Origin of the sequence: Gillisia sp. JM1, from assembly GCF_000424645.1 — a bacterium.
In the GTDB taxonomy this organism is placed as follows: Bacteria; Bacteroidota; Bacteroidia; order Flavobacteriales; family Flavobacteriaceae; genus Gillisia.
Genome location: NZ_KE384218.1, coordinates 952,512 through 964,621, shown reverse-complemented (window position 1 = coordinate 964,621; position 12,110 = coordinate 952,512). Strand labels below are relative to the sequence as shown.

The 12,110-nt window shown below is 37.5% G+C and carries 2 protein-coding genes; both read left to right on the top strand.

Translation table 11 applies throughout. From position 1 onward, the window contains the following. Window positions 1-76 precede the first annotated feature (76 nt). Window positions 77-1,705, top strand: coding sequence for an L-glutamate gamma-semialdehyde dehydrogenase (gene pruA, locus H033_RS0107580; protein WP_026837760.1), 1,629 nt, complete (start codon window positions 77-79; stop codon window positions 1,703-1,705). A 334-nt stretch (window positions 1,706-2,039) separates the two neighbouring features. Beyond that, window positions 2,040-11,936, top strand: coding sequence for a T9SS type A sorting domain-containing protein (locus H033_RS0107575; RefSeq protein ID WP_026837759.1), 9,897 nt, complete (start codon window positions 2,040-2,042; stop codon window positions 11,934-11,936). Window positions 11,937-12,110: the final 174 nt, after the last annotated feature.

The following is a 12,110-nucleotide window of genomic DNA, read 5'->3' as shown; positions in this document are numbered from 1 at the left end:
GAAACTCAAGGTATCTCGGTTAATTTTTTTTATATTTACGACCATAAAACCGAATAAAAACATCAAAAAAATAATTATGGGAAAAGGATTTTTTCAAGTTCCAACAGCTATAAATGAGTCTATTAAGACTTATGCTCCGGGAACACCTGAAAGAGAGGAAGTGTTACTTACTTATAAAGACATGTACAACAAAAAAATGGACGTTCCATTGTATATAGGCTCTGAAGAGATACGCACTGGAGATACTATGAGTATGCATCCTCCACATAATCACAAACATGATCTTGGTAAATTTCATTTAGCTAAGAAAAAACATATAGAACAAGCAATTGAATCTTGTCTTGAAGCAAGAACTGCTTGGGCAGATTTGCCTTGGGAACAAAGAGCTGCAGTATTTTTAAAAGCTGCCGACTTAATTGCTGGACCATACAGATCAAGAATAAATGCAGCAACAATGATCGGACAATCTAAAACGATCTTTCAAGCTGAAATTGATTCTGCATGCGAATTGATAGATTTCTTGACATTCAATGTAGAATATATGGCTCAGATTTATGAAGATCAACCAGAATCTTCTCCGGGAGTTTGGAATAGATTGGAATACCGTCCATTAGAAGGATTCGTATATGCAATTACACCTTTTAACTTTACAGCTATTGCCGGAAATCTTCCTGCAAGTGCCGCTTTAATGGGGAATACAGTAGTATGGAAACCAAGTGATAGTCAGGTTTTTTCTGCACAGGTAATCATGGAAGTTTTTAAAGAAGCTGGAGTGCCAGATGGTGTTATAAATATGGTAATGGGAGACCCTGTTATGATTACAGACACTGTATTGGCTAGTCCAGATTTCGCCGGAATTCACTTTACTGGAAGTACAAGTGTTTTTAAAGGAATCTGGGGAAAAATTGGTGCTAATATAGATAAGTATAAGACCTATCCACGTATTGTTGGAGAAACTGGTGGTAAAGATTTTATCTTGGCGCACAAAACAGCAAATGCAAAACAAGTTGCAACCGCTATTGCAAGAGGAGCTTTCGAATTCCAAGGTCAGAAATGTAGTGCAGCATCCAGAGCTTATATTCCAAAAAGCCTATGGGCAGAGGTAAAAGAATTTTTAGTTGAAGATGTGAATTCATTTAAAATGGGCTCTCCGGAAGACATGAGCAATTTTATTACTGCAGTGATCCACGAAGGTTCTTTTGACAAGTTAGCGAAGTATATAGACCAAGCTAAAAAGGATAAAAATGCTGAAATAGTTGTTGGAGGAAATTATGATAAATCTGAAGGATGGTTTATTGAACCAACTGTTATCCTTACAACAGACCCTAAATACACAACTATGGAAACAGAATTGTTCGGACCGGTAGTTACTATTTATGTATATGATGATAATAAATGGGAAGAAACCTTAAAGTTGGTTGATGAAACCAGTATTTATGCATTAACTGGCGCTGTTCTTTCTGGAGATAGATATGCCGCTACGCAAGCAACACAAGCCTTGCAAAATGCAGCTGGTAACTTCTATATTAACGACAAATGTACTGGAGCCGTAGTTGGGCAACAACCATTTGGTGGAGCAAGAGCCAGTGGAACCAACGATAAAGCCGGTTCTAAACTTAATTTGTTAAGATGGATCTCTCCAAGATTGATCAAGGAAACTTTTGTTCCTGCAACAGATTACAGGTATCCGTTTATGGGAGAATAATTGATTCTCAAATAAATTTAGATAAGCCGCAAATTTTAAAATTTGCGGCTTTTTTATGCCTAAAAACCAACCACTTACATCATAATGTTTTGAGTTTTGTAGGTTAAAAGCTTCTTTTAAAACTTATTGTAAACGATAAATTGACATTTTAACGATTTAAACGTCCTTTCACCGAATAGTTATCAAAAGTTAGATGTAATAACGTAATTTAGATTGTTAACTCACTAAAGACCAAACTAATACCCACAAAACTTCCCCAAAGTTTTGTTCACTATAAAAATAATTACTCGATTACCCCCTACGTAATTTACGTTAGTTTTAAAAGTATACTACTATGGGAAAAAAATTACTCTTTCTAGTTTTTTTAACAATTGCCTACCTGTTACCTACATCAGTTTTGGCCCAATGCCCTACGTCTGTTTCTATTTCTGCAAGCCCGGGTACAACAATTTGTTCCGGAACTTCTGTAACATTTGCCGCAGCACCAGCGGGTGGAACCAATTTAAGTTATGAATGGTTTATAGGCAGTACGAGTAGTCAATCTGGTACATCATCTACATTCACTTCCACAACCTTAAACAATTCAGATAAAATAAAAGTTAAAGTAACCTCTTCTAATGAAGCTAGTTGTAGCATTACTAGCAGTGTTATTACAATGACTGTGAATCCTATTTTGACTCCATCGGTGTCAATTTCTGCATCAAAAACAACTATTTGTCCCGGAGAAAATACAACTTTTAACGCCACTCCAGTAAATGGAGGGAATAACCCATCTTATATATGGAAAGTCGATGGGACCAATTCCGGAACGGGAAATTCATTTTCAAGTACAAATCTTACCAATGGACAATCTGTAACCGTAGAATTATCTTCTAATGCCACATGCGCCTCTACAGCTCCGGTTTCTAGTACACCAATTAATATTACTGTAAAACCCGACGCACCGATAAAACCTGGATCTATTACTGGTCCAACAGATGTTTGTCCAGGAATTTCATCTCTATCCTATTCAGTAGCTGTTGTAACTAATGCAACTTCTTATGAATGGTCTTTACCTAATGGCTGGTCTGGAACGAGTACTTCCAATACGATATCTGCAACTTCAGGAGCTACAGGAAGCGGAACTATAAGCGTAAAAGCAAAAAATGATTGTGGTACAAGTACTGCAGAAACTTTTGCTGTTACTGTATTAAATGGAACTCCAAATACGCCGGGAATAATTACTGGAGATTCGCAAGTATGTCCAGTAATATCTAAAACTTATAGTATTACTGCAGTTTCTGGTGCAACAGATTATGAATGGACTCTACCTAGTGGGTGGAATGGTTCAAGCACAACCAATTCTATAGATATTACTACAGGTGCATCAGGAAGTGGAAATATAAGTGTTAGGGCGAAAAATAGTTGTGGTACAAGTGCGGCTAAAACTCTAGCCGTTACTGTAAAAGCTGGTACACCAGCAGTACCAGTTACAATATCTGGAACTACAAATATATGTCCCGGAACAACCAATACCTACTCTATTGCCGCAGTTGTAAATGCAACAAGCTATGAATGGATTTTACCTTCTGGCTGGACAGGAACAAGTACGTCTACATCTATCAATGCTACAAGCACCTCTTCTGGTGGTAATATCACCGTAAAGGCAATTAATGATTGCGGAACAAGCACAGAACAAACTTTAGCCGTTGCCATTAAATCCGGCACACCCGCAGCACCTGTTAATTTATCTGGTTCTAATACTGTGTGCCCAAATACTTCTGAAACATATACTCTTACAAATGATGCAACAGCCACAGAATATATTTGGACATTGCCAAATGGATGGACAGGGACAAGTTCCACCTCTTCTATAACAGTGAACACAGGTACTTCAGGATCGGGGAACATTACAGTAAAAGCTAAAAATGATTGCGGGACTAGCCCTGCAGCGACTATCGCAGTAAGTGTAAAAGCACCAGCTCCAGTTATGAGTGGGATTATTTCGGGTCCTGCAACGGTTTGTTCTGGTAATACAGGCCTAACATATACAATACCTGCAATAGCAAATGCAACTTCATACCAATGGAGTTTGCCAAATGGATGGAATACTCCCAGTTTAACCACAACAACTAATTCAATAATAGCAACAGCCGGGTCTAGTGGTAATATTACAGTAGTTGCTATAAATAGTTGTGAAGATAGTAGTACTTCGGCAAACTTTGCAGTTTCTGCAACTTCCGGAGCTCCTGTAACACCAGGTGTTATTACCACAAACCTTACTGCAAATGCAATATGTCCACCTGCAACGGGAATAACATTTAATATTCCTACAATAGCCGGTGCAACAAATTATATTTGGACTTTACCTTCTGGATGGGAGATAACTTCTGGAGCAGGTACAAGTGCTATAGTGATTCGAGTAAACGCCTCTGCAGCCACAACTAATAATGCTTCAGTAAGTGTGAAAGCTGAAAATATATGCGGACAAAGCGCTAACGCTAATATAAGTGGAATCGCAGTAGCCAGTCATGTTGCTGTGAATGCAGGTCCAGATCAATTAGTCTGTAAAATTTCGGGTGCCATTAATATTGCTGGAACATATTCATTTGGTTCAAGTAATGCCAATCTAAAACCAAAATGGTCGAGTAGTGGATCAGGTTCTTTCGGAAGTGATTCAAAAGAGACTACCACCTATTTACCAAGCTCGGCAGATTTGAGCTTAGGTCAAGTTACTCTTACTCTTACTACGGATGCTCCAAGTGGAGCCTGCGGCCCTGGAAAAGACGAATTAATAATAACTTTTAGACCAGATCCAACTGCCAGTATTTCAGGAACTTCGACAATATGTACAGGTAATGCCCCCGATATTACTTTTACTGCCACCCCGAATACAGTTGTTACTTATAAAAAAAATGGGGGAACAAATCAAACCATTGCAGTTGGCGCTAATGGAACTGCAATATTAAACACCGGTGCTTTAACTGCTAATACCACTTATTCTTTAGTAAGTGTAAAAAATGCGTCTGCTCCAGATTGTCCTAAAACAGCTACAGGAAGTGCCGTGGTTACTATTACCGCTAAACCCACGGCTTCTATAAGTTATGGTGCATCACCTTATAATAAATGTCTTACTGCTGGACAACCAGTAACGCTTTCTGGTACAGGCGCATATACCAATGGAGTTTATTCTGCACCCGCAGGATTAAGTATAAATTCTACTGGTGAGATTACTCCTTCCAATAGTACTGCCGGGACTTATACTGTGACATACAAAACCTTAGCTTCAGGTGGATGCGAGAAGGTTTCAACCACTACCCAAGTAGTTATTGAAGATATTCCAACAATTACTCTGAGTTATTCAGACACTCCTTTTTGTTCAGACAATACGTCTTCTCCACTTCCAACTTTAGGAGGTACAGGAGGATACCAAGGAGGAAGCTATTCTTCAGATAAATCTGGTTTGTCAATAGATGCTTCTTCAGGAGCAATAAATTTTGCCGGTAGTACTCCCGGATCTTATAATGTAACTTATTCGGTAACTCCAGCAGGTGGATGTTCTACAGTTACTCAACTTACCTCGGTAGTAATTACCGAAAAACCTCAGCCAAGCATTAGTTATTCTGCAGCAGAATTTTGTAAATCTTTAAGCACTACACAATCTGTTAGTTTAACACAAATTGGTACAGCGGTAATAACCGGAGGCACCTATTCCTCTTTACCTTCAGGCTTAAATATAAATACTACATCGGGTGCAATTAATCCGAGTTTGAGTGCTGTTGGAGATTATACCATAAAATATACTTTAGCTGCTGCAAATGGTTGTGAAGCTGTTTTTACAGAAACACCCGTAAGTATTACAGAAACTCCAAGTGCAGAGATTAGTTATGCGGGGCCATTTTGCCAATCAAATACAGATTTACAAAATGTAACTTTTATTAATACAATTGGGGCTTATGAGGATGGAGAATTTTCTGGAACTGCAGGATTATCAATAAATCCCTCCACTGGGGCAATTACACCAAGCACTAGTCAATCTGGAGAGCATACTATAACCTATTCTTTTGAAGCATCGGGAGGTTGCGAATCTTCAGATATAACTACAATGGTTGTAATTACACCTGCTCCTGATGCAATAATTAGCTATTCTGGTCCATTCTGTACTTCGGAATCATCGCCACAGGCTGTTACTTTTACCAATACTGCCGGAGATTATCAAAATGGAATCTTTTCGGCTACAAACGGACTTTCAATAGATGCAGATGGAAATATAGATCCTTCATCAAGTACTTCCGGAGAACATATAGTAACCTATAAAATTGAAGCAGCAGAAGGTTGTGAAGAAATTATAATTACAGCTGATGTTGAAATTTTTGATCAAGTACTCATAACAACACAACCTATTAATATAGGAATATGTTCTACTCAAGCAGCTTCCTTTGAAGTGATAGCTTCAGGTGATAATTTATCATACCAATGGAAGAGAACAGATGGAGCGGCAATTACCAACGCTAACGGATTAAATACTGCACAATTATCTTTTAACAACGCAACTTCAACTAACGCTGGAGAATATTTCGTAGAAGTTTCTGGAAATGCTGCATGTCCTTCTATAGCGACTTCAGAAACTGTTACCTTAAATGTGGATGAAGATATTGTAATTATCAAGCCTGCAGAAGATATAACTATTTGTGAAAATGATGTAACAGAGATTACTTTTGAATATATAGCACATGCTAATGGAGCTGATTTAACATTTGAGTGGATCAAGGATAACGTCGCTATCTCCGAGGGAGCGAAATATACCATTGTCAGAACAGGTCCTACAGGAACAACTGGAGAATATATAGGAACTATAACAATTAATAATTTAGTAGTTTCAGATAATGGGGATTATGCGGTTAAAATTAAAGGACCAGATAGCTTCACTTGTTCTGAAGCAACTTCAAAGATATTTACACTTAGCATCAATGACCAACCAGAAGCACCCGTAATTACAAATGTCACTTATTGTCAGGAAGATGTTGCTTCAGCATTAACAGCTACAGGAACAAATCTAAGATGGTATGAAACTGAAACCGGAGATGATTTAATCACAGGAACACCAACACCTCTTACAGATGCTGTAGGATTTACATCATATTGGGTGAGCCAGACTCCAAGTGAATGCGAAAGTCCTAGAGCAGAGTTAGTAGTTGAAGTGAAGACAAAACCAGCCGTACCAACTACAACGGAGACATTAAGTTTTTGCTTAAATGAGGTCGCTGCACAATTAGAAGCAGTTGGAGATTCTGGTAACACTATTAACTGGTATAACGCAGTAGATAGCACTTCTCCATTAAACGAGGCTCCAACACCAGTTACTAGTGCAGATGTAGTTACTAATTTCTGGGTAAGTCAAACTCAAGGTACATGCGAAAGTGAGCGGGTACAAATTACAATAACTATAAATCCTTTACCAATTATAACTGCAGAAGCAAGTGTTGCAACTATTTGTTCAGGATCTTCCACAACTCTTACTGCCACAGGAGCAACCACATATCTTTGGACAATAGATGGTACTGCAATAGAACCTGCTACAGAATCTACTAAATCTTCACTAACAGTGAGTCCAACAGCTACAACTACATATTTGGTTACCGGAACTAGCGATAAAGGTTGTAAAAGCACCGCAGAGGTAACAGTTAATGTAGATGAACAAAGTCTTGCAGGTCTTATCGATGCTCCGGAAAGAATCTGTATTTCAAGTGGATCAGCCACAGTTGTCCTTGAAAGTAGAACAGGAGTAATTACCAAATGGGAATATAAAAACTCAAATACCGAGGATGTTTGGACAGCAACAGCAAATGTTGATCTTAGTGATTCTCGCACATTTACAGGTTTAAACGAAACAACTTCTTACAGGGTTACTGTTAAGAATGGCGTTTGTGATGAAGTTACTTCAGAAGCTACCGTGATAGTGGATCAAATACCCGTTGGCGGTAATATGTCCTGGTCAAATAATGAGAGGGTTTACCTTACCTGCGAAGTGCAATCGAATAATTTGAACGAGATTCTAAAATTAGAAGATCAAATTGGTGAAATCATTGAATGGGAGTATCGTACCGCATCAACTCTAACCTGGTCTACCTATACTAGTCAAAACTCAACACTAACATCTTCAGATTTTGCTAGCTTATTAGGCAGTAATGTAGAAAGTACTGTTTTTAGGGCAAAAATAGCGAATGGAGCTTGTAATAATGGAATCTATTCCCGAACCGCAATCTTAAGTGTAATCCCTTCAGATATTAAACCCGCGCCGGTAGAAGTTAGTCCAGATGTACTTTGTTATGGGACTGAAATTTCTTTGAGCTCCAGCGCAGGTTATGGAGAAAGTTTTGGTCAATTTGAGGGTGGAGATTTTGACAATGCTGGTATAAAAAATCAGAATTGGCGATTCACCAATCCAAGCGGAGGATCTAATGATTTTAGCACCAAAGCTAGTAATGGTAGAGCCGATCACTGGTTGAGGATGGTTGAAAGTGGAGGAGATGATGGAAAAGTTTACACGGCTAATATTCCTAACCCAAGCTCTGGTAACACCATACCATGGGCATCAAAAACTATTAGTGAAGGAAACAAAGGATTTGCTTTAGTTACCGGCAACAATGATTCTTTCATGGAAACTCCACCATTTTCAATGGGAAGCCTAGATGAAGCTATTCTTACCTTCGATCAAGCTTATAATCTTACTGCAGGTGCAACCATTATTGTAGAAATTTCCACAAATGGTGGTTCAACCTATGAAAAGGTATTATTCTCTGTTACCGGTGACGGAACCACAAAAGTAGGAAGTAGTGGCAACTACACCAGCTTTGGGGATGGAACTCCTTTAACGAGACCAAAAAATAAAATGGTTATAGATCTTGGAGATTATTTAGGACAAACTAACCTTCGAGTTCGATTTAATTATAATGGCGCAATAGATGGGGACGTCTGGGCGGTAGATAATATCAAAGTGCCGGAAGGACCCCAGGATGTTTTATTGCAATGGTTTTATGATGAAGATGCTACTGATTCAGATAATACCTTAGAACAAATAGGCATTGATAATAAAGAGAAAGTTACTTTTATCCCAAGAAAAATTGGCTGGAACAATTTCGAGGTTAAAACTGCTTTATTATTAGATAGTAATGGAGATCCTTGCGAAGACATTAATAATTCTGAAACTATTAGGGTTTTTGTATTCGATCAATACACAACAGATGTTATAGCAGAAACTGGAGAATGTGGGAATACAAGAGTTACGCTAAGCGCGAGTACTACTGGAGCTTTCCAGGGACTTATAAGTGATTATCCAACCATTGATGGATATACAGGTTCGTGGGTGATTACCGGTACAAATGATAATTTCACTTTGACCAATCAGGATGCTTCAAGCTCCTTAGATCCTGTAAATAATCCAAATGCTATATTTGAAGGAACAGAATTAGGAGATTATTCTTTTTCATGGAAACTGACTTCAGATGCAGTTTATCCTAATGATTTTTATAATGAAAGTTTAAGAGGGCAGCCTGTTGAAAATACAAATTGTCCTCCAATTATTAACATTAACGAGGTTGAACTTCCTCAATGTACTACTTTGGATTTTGATGGTGATAATGATGTGGCAGTTATGGATAACAGTTTTTCAGGAGTCAAAGCTATTGAAGCATGGATACGCCCAGAAGTAGTAGGAGGAACTATAATATCGGGTCCTTCATTTGAAATAAACACTCCAACAGGACTAACGTACAACGATAGATGGTATCATTTAGCAGTAATATTTGAAGGTGATGATAATGGCCTTTATATTGATGGAATTCGAATTGACAATGCACCAACCGGAAACGGCGGAGGCACCAGAACATCTATAGGAGCGAAATGGACATCTGCAGATGATGAAGCTTCAAATCATTTTTCAGGCTGGATAGAAGAAGTGAGGATCTGGAAGAATTCACCTACCCTCAAAGAAATTAGATTTATGATGAACCAGAGGCTGAAGTTAGATGGAATAGTCAGTGGTTCAAAGGTTGTAAATCCATTGGAAGGTGAAATTGTACCTAACAAACCAATAGCAGGCAGTTATTATAGTGCAGATGGTTATAATTTGGACAAAGATGGTGATGCTTTTTATAATCAAACCGCCAATGATCTTTTTGCTTACTACAGGTTGATTTCTGAAGTTCCGGATCCTGATTTGGGAATTATTACCAGTACATATAAGCCTGTTAATGGAAATACACCTGATCTTTCTTTAAATAATATTCCGGGAAGATTACATAATATGACAACTCATCAGGAAAATACTTCGCCTACTCCATATTTTTCGAATGATAATAAAAACGGTCAGAACTGGGAAACCGATGATACTTGGGCGCGTATAACTGTATGGGATCCACCGAACAGCGATAATATAGAATGGAACATCGCCAGGATTAACTCTGATATTCAATCCGGCAGTAAAGATATTATAATGCTAGGACTTCTTTCAGAGACTCTAGATAAAAAGTTAAATATAGAGGCCGACCATCCTATTAGAATCTCGCATTATCTATTACTGGACGGAAATATCGACCTAATTGAGGAATCCCAATTATTACAAGACCAAGGAAGTATTTTAGCAGAAGCAAGTAAAGGCTGGTTAGAGCGTGATCAGCAAGGTAAAAAAATGAGCTTTAATTATAACTATTGGTCATCACCTGTTAGTGCGCAGGGAAGTACCCCAAATAATGCAGCTTATCTCCCAGGAGATGTAATGAGTTACAACACTGGTTCTGTAATTGAAAAATTGAAATTTACTGCAGACTCCAACCCTTATGGTGCAGATAATACAAGTATAAATACTTGTCCTTATTGGTTGTGGAAATTCCATGGAACAGCAGATAATTATGATTCTTGGGCATTTATTGGTAGAACAGGTACGTTAAAAACGGGAGAAGGACATACCATGAAAGGTACTTACTATAACGGAAATTTAGATTACACTAATACTCAAAACTACATTTACAAAGGAAAACCGCATAATGGTGATTTTACGCTACGGATAAATATTAATGAAAATTATTTAATAGGTAATCCTTACCCGTCTGCATTAGACGCTAATGAATTTCTTATGGACAATTTAGATAAAAATGTAGTCAGAGGAGCTCGAAATTCACAAAACGTATTCAATGGAGCTCTATATTTTTGGGACCATTTTAGCGGAGGAACTCATATACTAAGAGAATATGTTGGAGGGTATGGAGTATTTAACTTAATAGGTGGAGTTAGAGCTGCTTCTATAGATGAAAGAATAGACAATTCCAACCCTAATTTGACTGGAGGACAGCCGGGAGATTTTATACCTGTAGGTCAAGGGTTTTTCGTGAGTACTGTGGTAGATGTTTCCAGTTCACAATTTCCGGGTACAATTCAAGGGGATATAGTGTTTAAAAATAGCCAACGTGTATTTTCTAGAGAATCTTCTGGAAACTCTGTGTTTTTAAAACCCGAAACTGTTATTAAAACTGGAAAAGATGAAGCAAAAAGCACTACCTCTAGGATCAGAATTTCATTAAAATCACCGAAAGGTTATATAAGGCAATTGTTAGTTGGTGCAAATCCTAATACTACAAATGGCTTCGATTTGGGATATGATGCCCCTATGATAGAATATAATGTGGAGGACATGTTTTGGTTACAAGGTTCCAACTATTTGGTAATTCAAGGAGTGCCAGATTTTGGAAAAGACCAAGTTCTACCTATTGGTGTTAGGATTGAAAAAGAAGGCGAATTTAAAATTAAAATTGACGAGCTCGAAAATATGAGCGATGATCATACGATTTATTTAAAAGATAAAGTTTTAGATACCATTCATGATCTACGGTCTGGGCCTTATACTTCCACTTCAGAACCAGGTGAAATTACAGATAGATTCCAGTTGATATTTTATAAAGCACAAGCCACTCCAGATCCTATTGTGGTGGAAGAACCTATCATAGACGATTTTTCAGAGATAAGTCTTCTTCACTCTTATTCAGCTAATGAGATGATGGTATTAAATCCTAAAGAACTTGAGATTTCTGTGATTCATTTGTTCGACCTGAATGGGAAATTGATAGAAATATTTGATGAAGTACCTTCAGAAACAGAGATTAGACTTAAGGTTTCTAATTATAGTGAAGGGATTTATATTTTAAAAATGCATACTGATGAAGAGATCATAACTAGAAAAATAATTATAAAAAAATAAAAATCACATCATCATATTTAAATATATCTCATTGGTTATAGATCATTTGATAATTTAACTGAAAGCTGTTTAAAATAAAATATGAGAACTCCTTAAATAAGTAGGCCTTTAATAAAACTAATAATTTTATTAAAGGCCTACTTATAAATACAAGACTACTTCCCTATTTAAATT

Bases quoted from the DNA above. Each gene is read 5' to 3' on its own strand.
- pruA (WP_026837760.1), top strand. From the start codon at position 77: ATGGGAAAAGGATTTTTTCAAGTTCCAACAGCTATAAATGAGTCTATT.
- H033_RS0107575 (WP_026837759.1), top strand. From the start codon at position 2,040: ATGGGAAAAAAATTACTCTTTCTAGTTTTTTTAACAATTGCCTACCTG.